The following is a 13,865-nucleotide window of genomic DNA, read 5'->3' as shown; positions in this document are numbered from 1 at the left end:
TGTTTTCTTTAAGCGATTCCCGATATTACCATCTGCTGGCCTTCAGGAAGTGATCGATAAGACAAATTTCTGAAGAGCAGCTGCAACTCCACTGTCTTTATTTGAAAGTGTAACGGCATCCGCCTGTTCCCTGACTCTTCGTGGTGCATTGGCCATTGCGACCCCTACTCCAGCTTTTAGTATCATAGGTAAATCATTGAAGTTATCTCCTATTGCCAACGTTTGCGCTAGAGGCACGTTGTAATAAGAAGCCAGTTCCATCAATGCTTTTTCTTTTGAAACTTCTCGATGCGTGACTTCTAAGTAATTATCTTTTGAAAGGTAAAGAGCGCTCGTCTTCAAAGATTGCTTTTCCCAGTATCCTTTTACTTTTTGGATCTCAGCAGACGTACCAATCAAAAGTAATTTATGAACGGGTATTTGCAAGGACTGTACTAAGGCCAATAAATCTGCCTCCTGCGGTACCTCCTGCGTGATTGCGGCTTCTTTTTTTACCCATTCATCAAGACGATCCACATACCAAACTGTATCTGAATAAAGATTGATAGAAACTTGTGAGAAGTGTGTTCTTGTCTCGCTGATGATTCGCACAACTTCTTTGATTGCAACTTCATGACTTGAGATAGGCGGAGCAGAAAGATTTCCGTTTGCCAGAACTAACGCGCCATTGTAACAAGCCAAAGGATACTCGCTGATTCCTAACGCTTCAGCTAAGTGCTGCATCCCTTTTGGTGATCGTGCAGACGCTAAGACAAAAGGAATTTTACTTTCTTTTAATCGTTGCAGCACCTGTTGTAAGTTTGGGTCAATCTGATGGGTATCATCTAAAATCGTTCCATCAATGTCGCTTACGATTAATTTGATTTCTCTCGTATTCATTTGTGCCTCCTAACTTTAGCTATGACTTTCATTCGACTATCTTCATCCTCAAATTCGCCTAAGGATGAATCCAATTAGCGTGATTTTTTGATTCGTAATGCTTGATTCTTCGCTAAATAAAATGGACGCAAATAAGCGACTGTGTTTGATAAAAGTAGAACATCGGGAGATAGTTGGATGTTCAAGCAGTTTTCGAGATATTCTTTGCGTTTCGTGATACGTTCCCACAATTCTGGATAATCGGCTTTTAATTCTTGTCGCAGTTCTTGATCAGCTAATGCAATACATTCTTCCGCACTGACACCAGTATACTCAGGAACAGATGGAATGATATCTACTTGGAACATCATGCCGCTTTCTAAAGGTGTAAGAGAGTCCGCGTAGATTGGTGAAGACATCCACTCATCATCCGAAACCAGATGTCCAGGATTCAAATGCCAGTGATAACTCTTTTTTGGCAGAACTTCTTCAATCAATCGATACATCTCGCCACCTGTTTGGTTGATTCGAATTGCTTCCAACCAAGTGGTGATCGCCTGGTAATACGGTTTCACGACACGTTCAAGGTAATCTTGTTGTTCAGCCGGCAATTGACTTGCTTCTGAGACGACAAATCCCGTGCGGCTGGAGAGTCCCCCTTTATAACCAATCGTCATTGAGAAAGGATCACCCAAAGCAATTCGTTTGTGCGTTGGATAAAGATTGGCAAATTCAAATCGTTTACCGCTAGCAGCGATTGGCACCACAGAAGGCATTTGTCCCTCTGCCAACAAATATGCCCCAATTTCGGCTTCTTTTTTGCCAACTTCAATCGCATTCATCGCACTCAAAATACAACGAGAAGAAAGGTTAGCCCCATATTCATAATGAGCGATCTCATTGGCATTGTTGTGACTACGGCTTCCTTTTTCACCAATCAGCAAATAAGCAGCATTTACCACATGACATGTCCTTGTGACTGCCCGTTTGACTGCATCTACGATAAAATAAGGAACATCAAAGAGTGTGGCTGGATCTTCGTGATGCGTCGTGAACATCTTCCACCCAATGATGCCAATTTTTTTCTTCTCTTTAAACCTTAAAGAAGAAAAAACAGAGGATAGTGATTTTTCTCCTGTCATAGGCTGATTCGGCAGCGAAAACTGCGGGTAATGGACTAGCTCTGCCGCTATGCGGGAATGAGCCTGCAGCTTTAAATTTTCATTTCCCAAAATGAGTGTTGCGGCGCCAGTTTTATCTAGAACCAATAGTCCTTCCTCGAATCTTGGCAGGAATCCTGTCAGATATTCAAAGTTGCTGCCATGTTCTTTGTCTGCATAGATCACCAACGTGTCAAACTCTTCAGCAGCCATTCGCTCTAAGACACTTTGTTTGCGCTGACTCATGGTCGCATCACTTAAAAAAACTGGAGCGACCTCTTCAAAAATAGGTGGTTCTGGTAAAATGGCTAATTCAATCGCTTTTTTCATGATTAAGACTCCTTCTGATTTACTCTGTTACATAAATGGTCACATTCGCTGCGGCAAGTGCTGCTTGTAACTCGATGTCTGGTTGTTGATCGGTGATTAAAAGATCGATCTCCGGCAGATCACAGACTTTAAAAAAACCAGTCGTTGCTAACTTTGTATGGTCAGCTACTGCAATGACATACTCTCCTTGTTTCACCATCTGACGCTTGACCATGCCTTCTTCTTCCGTATGGATAAATACGCCTTCTGTAGAAAGGGCAAATACTCCTAACAGTGTGTAATCTGCCTGAAATTGGGCAAGTTTGGCAACAGTATCCGCACCATATAAAAATAATTGTTCTTTGTCTAATCTTCCAGGCAAAACCGTAATCGTACTCTGTTTTAGCGCTGCCAATCGTTGGGCATGAGTCAATGAATTAGTGATCGCTTGAAGAGGATAATCTGACAGTTCATTGATCACCGCTTCTACAGTTGTCGATGCATCAAAAATAATCGCAGCTGGCTGTTTGATCCAATGAATAGCTGCTTTAGCAATTTTTGCTTTTATGTCATAGAATTGCCCGGCGCGAGTTTGATAATCATAAATCACGGCTGTAGGGTTCGTCGAAACCGCCCCTCCGTGGGTTCGTTTAAGTACTTGCCGTTTTTCTAATTGAATCAGATCACGACGAATCGTATCTTTTGATACGGATAACAACTTGGACAATCGTTCAATCGAAGCACTTTGCTCAACTGCTAGCACTTCTTGGATTTTAGCTAGGCGCTGTTCCACAAACATCTCTCTGTCATTCCTTTCCACTAAAAAATACAATGCAAAAAATTGCTAAACAATGCAAAAAGATGCAAACGATCTTAAAAAAACTACCTCCAACAAACATGTTGCAGGTAGTTTTGTCGTCATTGTTCTTCTTATTTTACACGAAGCGCAAAGCTGGCTGTTGAAAAACCTGAACTTGCTTCGGTAACCGTGTACCCAGTGCTTGGTGCATGAATGAAGCTGCCGTTACCAGTTGCAATTGCAACATGATACGTATTGCCTTTTTCACCCCAGAATAGAAGATCTCCTGCTTGGGCTTGAGATACAGGGATGATCGTACCGGCACTTTCTTGCGGAACGGTCCAATCGCCAATATTTTTCCCTGTTACTTGTAAAAAGACATAACGAGTGAAACCGGAACAGTCAAAGACATCTGGCCCTTTCCCTCCCCATTGGTAGGGTGTCCCGATATATTTACGGGCTTCAGCTACAATAGCAGCACCGTTAATATTCGTACCGATAGTATTGTTGCCAGAATTGCCAGGATTTGTTGTGGTATTTCCACTGACTTCTTTTACGTAAGCTGCCGTGATCCAGCCACCGCTAGATAACTTATACCACGTCGTATTACCATTGACAGAAGTCCCTTTTTTCTGCGCCACTGCTTTCACTACAGCGTTGCTGCTCAAACTGCTGACAATACTGGCAGTAGTTGAAGCGTTCGAACGAACATTCATCCCAGTCGTAGTCTGTAGATTTTTACTGATTGCTTGTTCGGCAGAATTATTGGATGAATTAGAATTATTGCTGCTTGATCCACCGGTTGATGGACTGCTCGTATTGCTCGCATCTTTGACATAAGCTGCCGTGATCCAACCACCTGTAGATAATTTGTACCATGTCTTATTGCCGTTGACGGATGAACCTGATTTTTGAGCGACAACTTTAACGGTCGTGCTATTGCTCAGACTTCCCACAACACTACCACTTGTTGATGCACTGGAACGTACATTCAATGAAGCGGTGGTCTTGACATTTTTGCTGATTGCTTGTTCTGTAGTTGATGTGTTTCCAGGGTTGCTTGTCGTTGAACCGCTAGACACAGCCTGAACATAAGCTGCGGTAATCCAGCCACCATTAGACAATTTGTACCATGTTGTTGTACCATTCACGGAAGTTCCTGATTTTTGAGCAACCACAGTGACCGTGGCATTGCTGCTCAATCCCCGAACGACACTCGCACTGGTTGATGCACTAGACCGTACATTCAGTGCTGCTGTTGTTTTGACGGTCTTATTGACAGCTGTTTCTCCGCTAGTACTGTTGTTGGAAGAGTTGCTGTTGCTGGCGGTTGTTACATAAGCGCCAGAGATCCAGCCCCCAGATGACAACTTGTACCACGTCGTGTTCCCATTGACGGAAGTTCCTGATTTTTGAGCAACAGCTTTGATCGTGGTATTGTTCCCCACACCGTTGATAATTCTCGCACTGGTTGAAGCGTCTGAACGCACATTCAGTGAAGCGGTCGTTTTAAATTGTCGATTGATCGTTGTTTCTGACGATCGAGCAAGAGTTGTCGTTGCAGTTGATTTAGTTGACTTTGCTACTTCTGTTTCATTTACTCCTGTAGCGTTGGCCTCTGGTGCGTTGACCAAAGTTGTGAATACACCTGATGTAGAAGCTAACACCGTTGTAACCCCTATACTTTTTTGAATAAAAAGTGATCGTTTTTGTTTCACTAAACGCTTACGGATTGCTTTTCGAGATTCCAATGAAACACCCCCTCCTTTTCATTCTATCAAAATCGATTGATTTTTAACATCTTTTTTCTGTCTGTAACATTTATTTAATGTAGGTTTATTCCTTGGCTCCGAAAAATTTTCTTTCTAAACCCACGTTTTACCTATACAAACGATACAAATACAATTCTATTTTAAATGAAAAAAATATAGAACGCTATCAAAACGAATGAACCCGACTGTTTTTTTGGAAACTAGAGTAGCTCCTATCAAATAAACAAGGTAGGCCAATTTTCTTCAATAATCCTGCCATCTACTCGACATTTATTTGCAATCTAGTCCTTTTTTCTTCACAAATACTATTTTAAAAAGCGTTAAAGCTTTAAAAACAAAAGAGAAACCGTTTTAATTCTTTGTGAAATTATGCTATAGTAAAAAAAAGGAAGAGGTGACTTAAAATGAAAACGAAATCGAAAGAAAAAGTTTATGCCGAGCGTCAGCATAGTTATAAGCAAGAAAAAGAGGAAATTTTCAAAAAAGCCCTTGCTTCTGTACCAAAAAAAGACAAAAAATCCGCCGCTAAAGACAAACGATGACCCTTATCTGCCTGCGACATTTACTTTAGGCTGCTTTGTAGCTTGAAAAACATGCCTGACTATTCAACCGATCCGAGTAGACTCTCGGTTCGGCTAAATAATCAGGTATTTTTTGTGTCGTTAAAGCTTTAAAGATCCCGTCATTCCTTTGACAAACCCTCGTTGCATAAAGAGAAAAAGGACTAATGTAGGGATCGTTGCAATGACAATTGCTGTCATCTGCACGCCATAGTTCGCAACATAAGAAGCCGATGATAAGTTCGATATCAGCAACGTCATCGTTTGACGATCTTCTGTCTGCAAAAAGATCAGCGGGAGCAAATAGCTATTCCATGAGTTCATAAAAGCATAGATAGCCGCTGCTGCATAAGTTGAGCGCATCATTGGAAAAACGATCCGAAAGAAAATCGTATACTCACTTGCTCCTTCGATCCTGCTGGCATCTAAAATGCCATCGGGAAAGGACTTGAAATTTTGACGAAAGAAAAAAATCAAGAAGAGATTATTGACTAGCGGCAAAATAACGGCGATATGCTGATTTACAAGATGCAGGCCTGACATCATCTTAAACAATGGGATGACTAATGCAGCCAGTGGAATCATCATGCACAGTAAAAAAAGCGAGTAAATCATTTCACTGCTGCGGGTTCGAAATTTCTCAAAACCAAATGCCGCCAATGATGTGATCAGTAAACTAAATAGAACAGTAATTACAGAAATCTTGATCGAATTCCACATGATCAAGGAAACATTATAGTTAGAAAATAGTTGCTGAAGGTTCGTGATCAGCTGATTTCCTAGTGTGAGTTTTCCAGCAGCAATCTGATTCGATGTATTCGTCGCTCCCGCGATCATCCAATAGAAAGGAAAGATAGAGACGAATGCCGCTACGATCAAAAAAAGATATTTTATCAGTGTATTCACATTTCGCTTCATCGCTGCTCCTTTCTGCTTATTGTCGGTCGTCTTTTGCTAATTTGAACTGCGCATAGGATAAGACCGCAATGAGCACTACCAACGCCCACGACAATGTTGCTGAATAACCAAAATTTGAGGTATAGACAAATGAATGATTGTAGATCAGTTGTGCTGCAGTCAATGTCGCATTTGAAGGGCCACCGCCTGTTAAATTCACCACTTCATCAAAGAGCTGAATCGTTCCGATCGTCGATGTGATTGTGGTAAAAACAATCACTGGCTTCAATTGAGGAATAATGATCCTAAAGAACTTCTGAAAGCTGTTTGCGCCATCTATATCCGCAGCCTCCAACGTATCATCTGAAATATTTTGTAATCCTGCTAAATAAAAAATCATGTTATACCCTGTCCAGCGCCAGCATAAGGCAATGATCACCGTCACTTTCGCCCAAAAAGGGCTATTTAACCAGTCTAACGGTTGTTGGATAATTCCAATTGCCAGCAAGCCCCGATTAATGATCCCACCGATCTGGAACATCATCTTAAACAAAACCGCATAAGAAACCAGAGAGGTGACACTTGGCAGAAATAAGGCAAGCTTAAAAAAAGTTCGTCCAACTAGTTTTGGTGTATTCAACACAAAAGCTAGTAAAAGTCCTAAAAACACCATGATTGGCACTTGAAAAATCAAGAAAACAAAATTGTTGAATAATGCTTTGTGGAAAATGGTATCTTGAAACATCCGAACGTAATTGTCTAAACCAACAAAAACGGATTGCAATCCTTGCATCGTATGAAGAGATAAATAAATTGAATAAAGAATTGGATAGATCATGAAAATACTGCTTAAGATCATTGCAAAACTAATAAATTTCCATACTTCTCGCCTTTTTCTCGAAGGATCCATCTTATCCACTCCCTGCTAATGCAAATCGGCTACTCGCCGACTTGCATTGTATAATTATTTTCGGCTTCTTCTAGCATTTCGTCCAAACTCAATGCATCATCAAAATAACTCTGCATAACTCCTCGAAGAGCATCAACCGCTGCTTGCGTATTGTTGCCATAGTCGACACCAGGGATTTCAGCCATCCAACTCGAAAAATCTTTATAGATTGGCGCATCATTGAAAAATGGGTCTTTGTATTGATACGCATCCCCTTTTTGAGATGGCAAATACGTTCCCACTGCCCCATTCTCGACCAATATCTCTTGATAAAATTCATCATTACCTGCAAATTCTGTCTTCAAGAAATCCATTGCCAGTTCTTTATTTGGCGAATCGTTCAAAACTAACCAGCTTGATCCGCCTAGGTTTGAATAGGGGGTCGCCCCATCAACTGTTTCTAATTGTGGCAGATGTGTATAAGCCCACTTGCCTTTTTGATCCTCCGCGGAACGAATCGTTGCTGAAAACCAAATGGCAGAATTAACCGCCGCGACTTCACCACTCGTAACTGCTCCGATTCCCTCAGGAGCAAAATAATCTACCGGTTTTGCTAACTCTTTCTGGTCAATCTCTTTTAGGATCGGCATCATTTCGCGGATCGCTGGATTGTCTTTCAAGAAAATTTTGCCCTCTTCATCGAAATACCACAGTCCGGCAGACTGCATCGCCATCTGCAGATAATGGGTCCCACGGTTGGGAATGAATGCGACAAACCATTTACCGGTCTTTTCTTTCACATCTTCACCGATAGTGACAAATTGGGACCAAGTCAAATCTTTCATATCTTCTTCACTGTAGCCTGCCTCACTTAAATAATCGGTGCGATAATATAATCCGGCAGAACCAGAATCAAATGGGACTGCATAGATTCCCTCCTTATAGGTAGCATTCTCTACTTTGTATTCGGCAAAATCAGCAAAGTCGATGGTATCAGATAACTCCGCAAATTTCCCTTCATAATTCGTAAGATAACTTTGTACATCATAATCATCCATCAAAACGATATCAGGCAATCCTTCTGATACCCCCGACGTGAATCCAGAAACCATTTTTTGCTTTGTGTCCTCATTCGACATTTCGATGACATTCACTTTAATCTCATCATGCCCATCCTTACGGTAGTACTCCCCTGCTTTTTCCATAATTGGAATATTGAAATTCGTATCCCAAGCCCAGACAGTCAATGTCTGCTCATCTGAACTAGCAAAATCTCCTGATTCACTACTCTCATTATTACTGGAACAACCAACAAGCAACGCAAAGCTCAATATACTATATAGAAAAATCAACCTTTTTTTCATTTTTCTCTCCTCCTATTTGCTTTTCCTAAAATCCCAGCAAAGGTGCAATAGAAAGCGATTGCACCTTGCTTTTATTATAGATATCAGATGAAAAAAAACCAAATAATTGAATTTCTGTTGATAAAAATGAATAAATTTGAGCCATGATGAATGGAAACAAAATATGAAAGAAGTGCAGAACAATGAGATTAAAATGAGAAAATGATATAGTAGTGCTAACATACAGGAGGTGAGCAGATGGTTTTTACGATTATTCTAAAATTATTCTTTGGGTTATTTGGCTTATTGTTGGTGGCAAGACTGTTAGGGAAAAAGACACTGTCGGAAATCACACCTTTCGACTTGATTTATACTCTCGTTTTAGGCGGAATCTTAGAAGAGTCGATCTACGATGACAACGTTTCGGTCTTCCATGTCCTTTTCGCTATCGCTTTGTGGGCACTGTTGATTTACTTTATTGAAGAATTTGTTCAAAAAAATGAGACAATCAATCGCTGGTTGAAAGGCGAACCGGCAGTCTTGATTCACAATGGTCAGCTCAATATACAAGAGATTACCCGCAATCATATCGAAATGGAGCAGTTGCGAACCATGTTACGGCAACAACAATGTTTCTCCCTTGCAAATGCCAAGTATGTTGTACTGGAAAACGCGGGGCAAATCAGTGTTTTAACACATTCAGAGGATGAGCAAACATTGGCAATCATGCTGGTTGACCAAGGAAATATTCAATATCCTGTACTGCAATCCCATCATTTGAGCGAAACTTGGCTACGAGAAGAATTACAGAAACAAGGCTATTCTTCTTTCAAAAATCTTATTTATGTAGAGTGGTCCCAAGACAATGGGTTTTATATCATCACCAAGGCAGAGACGATTCAGGCTCGCTACCGAATCGATGGCTAAAACAATCATTCGATTTTAAGATACTTTTCCTCTTTAGGAAGATGCCATCAGGAAGATACCATCCATCAACAACTATTTTCGACGAGTAATCACTTAGCAATCAGCATGAGCAAAAAAGGCTTACTTTAAAAACGTTATTTTTTCCTCACTGCCTCTTCATAGAGATTTCTTTGTTTTCTTGGAATTTTTTCAGATGAAAGAAGTATTCTACTGAATTAGATGGAGGTGAAGGGATATAGAGGTAATTGGTGGATTGATTTTTTGGATTCCTGTTTTATTGTTTCTTATTATCGGATCGATATTTATTACATGGCGAAAGAATGTCGTTGTACTACTCTTTCTTTTGATACCATTTTTGTTTTTTTTACTAAATGTTTTTGATCATCATCATTATGAACCCACGTCTGATTTGATGTACAATCTTTTAGGACTAGCTCTTTCAACGATTGCTATCATCCTTTATTTGCTTTTTCAAAGCAAAAAGAAATAGAGTCTATGCCATAAGATCTTCGACAAACGGATATCCCATCGGTGACGATGTCCCGTTGTACTCCAGTCGAATCTTGTAACAAAAGAGCGATGATTCAACGATCAATCAGATGTTTTTTATTTTTACTAAGATTAAATAAGTGAACGAATACTCACTCAAATAAAAGATATCCCAACACTGAGAAATAGTTAGCCCGTCTTCACGATTTTATCGCGAGTATTGGCTAGCTACTCTCAGGCGGGATATCTTTTTTCGCTTGAATCTTCTCATACAAAGCAGAACTCAATTTTTTCACTAGGGCCTTAGCTATTGCTATAATTGCAGGCAACTAGTCCACTTGTTCGATAGTCGTTGTCCCCCAGTTCATGACATTTGCAACATGGACATACCCATCATAAAGATTTAACAGCAAAGCGATTGCACAGACAATATAAACAAGTCGATAAAAAGAATTTGTCTTCTTGTTACGCCAAATGGCAAAACCGCTTAGGAGGATGCCTAAAGGAAAGATGAATGAGGATACGCCGGCTAAAAGCAGCAAAATCAATCCTTCATCTTTATCAGAAGACATTTGTTGGGTGATAAAACTCAACTTCTTCTTTTTATCTTCAATTTCCATATTATTCTTTTGAATTTGTTCTTTCAATTGTTCATTTTCCTGCAGCAATTCATCAATCGATACTTGATAAAGTTTGCTTAGTAAAACTAAATTATCAATATCTGGATAGCCACGCCCATTCTCCCACTTAGAGATCGACTGACGAGAAATCTTTAATTCTTCTGCTACGGAAGCTTGCGACAATCCGCTTTTCTCACGATATAATTTTAGTTGTTCCGCTAAGGCCACTAATTTCATCTCCTACACCTATTACTTTACAACTAGTTTACCATTAGAAATGGTTGCGGTCACGCTTGCATTTGTTGTAATCGTTCCAGCTTTTTGTTTAAAGCTGCAAGTAGCCTTAGTAGTCGTATGGGTTAATGAACTCGAAAGAATACTTCCTTTCAATGCTTTGATGCTCAAATTTGTCGCCGCTGTGATCTGTTCTTTTGAGTTGATCTTTACATTATAAGAAGCAGTCCAACTTCCTTTGACTGTCTTAGACACTTTATAAGTTCCTTGAGCAATTCGTGCAAAGGGTTGAATATATTCAACAGATAGTACGACTTCATCACCCGCTTCATCAATATAAGATATCTCTTGAGAACCGACGCCAGCGGTCATCTCATAAACAAGCTCATCTGTATTCTTTTCATCCGCTGCAGCTGTGACAGACACCCCCAAAAAACCTAAAAAACAGGCTACTAAAATAACTAATTTCTTCATAAAAACACTCCTCTCTTATTTGTCTTCACTTTATCGCTTTTCTTGAAATATAAGGAGAAACTATAGGTTTACAGGGGGAAACCATTGGTTTACATCCTTCATTTCCCTTTCATTGTAAACAAAAGGTTGCTTCTTTTCTATAACAATTACTGTAATAATGGAAAAGTACGATCTGTGGGGAGGTGTCAGAATGAAAAGGCAAAATAAAATCCTATTATTCAGTTTTAGTCTGCCGCTTTTTAGTGTTTTTTTCGGTCCAGTATCTAGCCAACAATTTGGTCCCTTGTACGAATATGCTTTTGGCTTCCCGCTAAGATTCATCTGGTATAGGAGTATCAATGAACCTCTTGAAAGTCATTGGGCACTCTTTTCCTTTGAAAAGATCGCTCACTTGCAAGTTGATTTACTTGGCTACTTTCTTGCAGTGCTGCTGACTTATCTCGTTTCCCGATTTTTGTTCGAGCAACTCTCACAACGGCTGCATAAGCATGTGCAAAGCGGACTATTATAAATAAAAGGAATGTTTTCGTTAAGAGGATAAACCCTTTCTCAATCCACAAAGACAATACAACCTCAAGATGTCGTAGGCGAAAACAAGTTCCCCCTATATATTGTGGATAAAACTGTTAATATGTGCATAACTCGGTCTTTGACACGCTGCTTTACGAATAAAACGGCCCAACAAGTATCCTTTTCACAGATAAATGTTGGGCTGGTATCTTAACTCATCCTCATTTTCCAGCAGACCTTCGCAAAAAATTTTTTGCCTTGCTGCTAAACTTATTTCTGTTATTCGTCATTCTCGTGCTATCCATCGATCTCTTTCAGTGCTGCTGACGGCACGTCTTCTTTGGCAATTTCTTCATACGTCTCAACATGTGCCCCTTTATTCGTCAATTTCAAAAAGCGCTCTGTCTTCAACACTTGTAAGCCTTCAAATTCTATCATTCGAGTCTGGCCATCTGCCGTGGCAGCTACTTGTTTGTAATGAGCAGTGCCATAGCCGTTGACCGATTCAGGCGCTTGCGTTTTTACATACATTTCGCTTTTTGGAACAAGTGGATTCAATTGATCTAAAATTCCTGCCACCTCTCCCGATGCTCGGTTAGTGTACAACATGATTCCCCCGCACAGAAGTAAGAAAAACAAACCAATGGATAAGATTGCTCGTACGATTTTTTTCATCATATTCTCCTTTCGTCTCTCTTTCTATCTTAGCAAAATAAAAACAGGGGAAATCGGCCTTAGGTCCCAATCCAAAATAACAAAATTGAAAGGTTGCCGTAAGAAAACTTCTACAACTTATTGATATTTACTTAATACTGCTTATCCAGCTAGGCAACAAAGGCAAAAAAGATTACAATAATTAAAAAAAGGAGTACCTATATGCTTACACATTTCAATCTTATTGCTATTCTTTTGGCAACACTTGCTTTTATGATCAGCGGGAGCTTACTTTATAATCCAATCCATGCTTGGGGGCGCTTTTGGGCAAAAGAATCTGGCATGCTAAATAAAGAAAGGCATCATATGTCTGCCGGCGATGTCGTTTTTACTGTTGGCGGGACAGCTGTTGGCGGACTATTATTGGCATTTACACTAGGACAAGTCACCTATTGGTTCAATAAGTTTGACCATGACGGTTGGATGATGACGAGCTTGCAAGTGGCCTTTTTGCTATGGCTGGGCGTATTTGCTGTGGCAACTTTCGTAAATGCAGCCTATGCTGGACAAAGCAAAAAACTGATTGGTCTGCATTTATTGAATGGTGCAATCGAGTTAGTCATTATGGGAATCATCATTGGCTTGTTTCCAGTGGTAGGTTAACAAGCTGATACGCAATCATAAGCAAGTGTTTCTCAAGCTATCGGGGCAGAAAAAAACAGGTAATGTAAACCAATCAGTGAAAACCTGTCGTAAGGTATGAGTGGGCTAGCTTGTCGTTTTTTGATTATTCTTGGGCCAAAAAAAGAAAGAAGGGATCACCATCAACTACCTGCCCAATCTCTTGTCCATTGCACGGATCGCGTTAGCTGGTCTTCTATTGATCAATCAGCAGCCTTTGTTTTCAGTCTGCTACATCATTTGCGGATTGACGGATGTTTTAGACGGATTTATTGCACGAACCTATCGATTGCAAACGACCTTGGGCTCAAAACTAGATAGTTTAGGTGATTTTGTTTTTTGGTCCATTGTCCTATTTCTTTACATTAAAACTAAGATCTATCCAGATTGGATCATTTATGGCATTGTCTTAGTCGCTAGCATTCGATTTCTTAATTTGATTTTGACTAAAGTTAAGTTTGCTCAGTGGGGGATGCTGCACACATTGAGCAACAAGATAACAGGTCTTGCCTTGTTTCTCCTGTGTTTCGTGGCATTTACTTTTGGTGACGTATCAGGATATATTTGGGTCGTGACATTCCTGCTCGCTTTGTTTTCATCTATAGAGGAAACACTGATTGTCTGGCGCAGCACTTATTACGAACCGAATCCAAAAGGCTTTTTCACTGTTTCTCATCAATCCAGCTAAA

At 40.1% G+C, this 13,865-nt stretch carries 15 protein-coding genes; 5 read left to right on the top strand and 10 right to left on the bottom strand.

Translation table 11 applies throughout. The features are described from left to right. Positions 1-42 precede the first annotated feature (42 nt). The 4 genes from IGJ28_RS14235 to IGJ28_RS14220 form a co-directional block, all read right to left on the bottom strand. The gene (locus tag IGJ28_RS14235; protein ID WP_081132117.1) at positions 43-879 is read right to left on the bottom strand and encodes a Cof-type HAD-IIB family hydrolase; all 837 of its coding nucleotides are present in this window, start codon (positions 877-879) and stop codon (positions 43-45) included. Between the two features lie 74 nt (positions 880-953). Continuing rightward, positions 954-2,348: a M24 family metallopeptidase gene (locus tag IGJ28_RS14230; RefSeq protein ID WP_081132118.1), complete on the bottom strand. Its 1,395-nt coding sequence runs from the start codon at positions 2,346-2,348 to the stop codon at positions 954-956. A 19-nt stretch (positions 2,349-2,367) separates the two neighbouring features. Then, positions 2,368-3,126 carry a DeoR/GlpR family DNA-binding transcription regulator gene (locus tag IGJ28_RS14225; RefSeq protein ID WP_103300258.1) on the bottom strand — a complete coding sequence of 253 codons (759 nt, stop codon included), beginning with the start codon at positions 3,124-3,126 and terminating at the stop codon, positions 2,368-2,370. Positions 3,127-3,257: 131 nt separating this feature from the next. Next, on the bottom strand, positions 3,258-4,877 hold the full coding sequence (locus IGJ28_RS14220) for a C40 family peptidase (protein WP_103300257.1): 1,620 nt from the start codon (positions 4,875-4,877) through the stop codon (positions 3,258-3,260). A gap of 425 nt (positions 4,878-5,302) precedes the next feature. On the opposite strand from IGJ28_RS14220, the gene IGJ28_RS14215 reads away from it, so the two are divergent. Beyond that, positions 5,303-5,440, top strand: coding sequence for a hypothetical protein (locus tag IGJ28_RS14215; protein ID WP_021150289.1), 138 nt, complete (start codon positions 5,303-5,305; stop codon positions 5,438-5,440). 120 nt (positions 5,441-5,560) lie between these two features. Here IGJ28_RS14215 and IGJ28_RS14210 read toward each other — a convergent pair whose 3' ends face one another. From IGJ28_RS14210 to IGJ28_RS14200, 3 genes are read right to left on the bottom strand one after another with little or no spacing between them, the layout of a single operon-like run. Then, positions 5,561-6,376, bottom strand: a complete 816-nt coding sequence (locus IGJ28_RS14210; protein ID WP_003125672.1) for a carbohydrate ABC transporter permease — start codon at positions 6,374-6,376, stop codon at positions 5,561-5,563. A gap of 16 nt (positions 6,377-6,392) precedes the next feature. Continuing rightward, complete coding sequence (locus tag IGJ28_RS14205; RefSeq protein ID WP_252711531.1) at positions 6,393-7,265, bottom strand: carbohydrate ABC transporter permease; 873 nt, start codon at positions 7,263-7,265, stop codon at positions 6,393-6,395. A gap of 29 nt (positions 7,266-7,294) precedes the next feature. Next, entirely contained in the window at positions 7,295-8,608 is a 1,314-nt protein-coding gene (locus IGJ28_RS14200; protein ID WP_005470601.1) for an ABC transporter substrate-binding protein, read from the bottom strand. Between the two features lie 237 nt (positions 8,609-8,845). Here IGJ28_RS14200 and IGJ28_RS14195 point away from each other — a divergent pair, with 237 nt between their 5' ends. Next, complete coding sequence (locus tag IGJ28_RS14195; RefSeq protein ID WP_103300255.1) at positions 8,846-9,514, top strand: DUF421 domain-containing protein; 669 nt, start codon at positions 8,846-8,848, stop codon at positions 9,512-9,514. Between the two features lie 818 nt (positions 9,515-10,332). Here IGJ28_RS14195 and IGJ28_RS14190 read toward each other — a convergent pair. Further along, positions 10,333-10,851, bottom strand: a complete 519-nt coding sequence (locus tag IGJ28_RS14190) for a helix-turn-helix domain-containing protein (protein ID WP_438845551.1) — start codon at positions 10,849-10,851, stop codon at positions 10,333-10,335. A 21-nt stretch (positions 10,852-10,872) separates the two neighbouring features. Further along, positions 10,873-11,331 carry a DUF5626 family protein gene (locus IGJ28_RS14185; RefSeq protein WP_003125665.1) on the bottom strand — a complete coding sequence of 153 codons (459 nt, stop codon included), beginning with the start codon at positions 11,329-11,331 and terminating at the stop codon, positions 10,873-10,875. Between the two features lie 190 nt (positions 11,332-11,521). On the opposite strand from IGJ28_RS14185, the gene IGJ28_RS14180 reads away from it, so the two are divergent. Continuing rightward, positions 11,522-11,842, top strand: a complete 321-nt coding sequence (locus tag IGJ28_RS14180; RefSeq protein ID WP_156247683.1) for a hypothetical protein — start codon at positions 11,522-11,524, stop codon at positions 11,840-11,842. Between the two features lie 296 nt (positions 11,843-12,138). On the opposite strand, the gene IGJ28_RS14175 is transcribed toward IGJ28_RS14180, so the two are convergent. Next, positions 12,139-12,450: a YxeA family protein gene (locus tag IGJ28_RS14175; RefSeq protein ID WP_369914311.1), complete on the bottom strand. Its 312-nt coding sequence runs from the start codon at positions 12,448-12,450 to the stop codon at positions 12,139-12,141. Between the two features lie 267 nt (positions 12,451-12,717). Here IGJ28_RS14175 and IGJ28_RS14170 point away from each other — a divergent pair, with 267 nt between their 5' ends. Further along, entirely contained in the window at positions 12,718-13,158 is a 441-nt protein-coding gene (locus IGJ28_RS14170; RefSeq protein WP_252711532.1) for a DUF1761 domain-containing protein, read from the top strand. A 130-nt stretch (positions 13,159-13,288) separates the two neighbouring features. Beyond that, entirely contained in the window at positions 13,289-13,864 is a 576-nt protein-coding gene (locus IGJ28_RS14165; RefSeq protein WP_103300253.1) for a CDP-alcohol phosphatidyltransferase family protein, read from the top strand. Position 13,865 lies beyond the last annotated feature (1 nt).

Source organism: Enterococcus sp. AZ091, assembly GCF_051714805.1.
GTDB lineage: Bacteria > Bacillota > Bacilli > Lactobacillales > Enterococcaceae > Enterococcus_D > Enterococcus_D gallinarum.
Note: the sequence above shows the minus strand (reverse complement) of the source record. Positions and strands in the feature narration are given on the sequence as shown.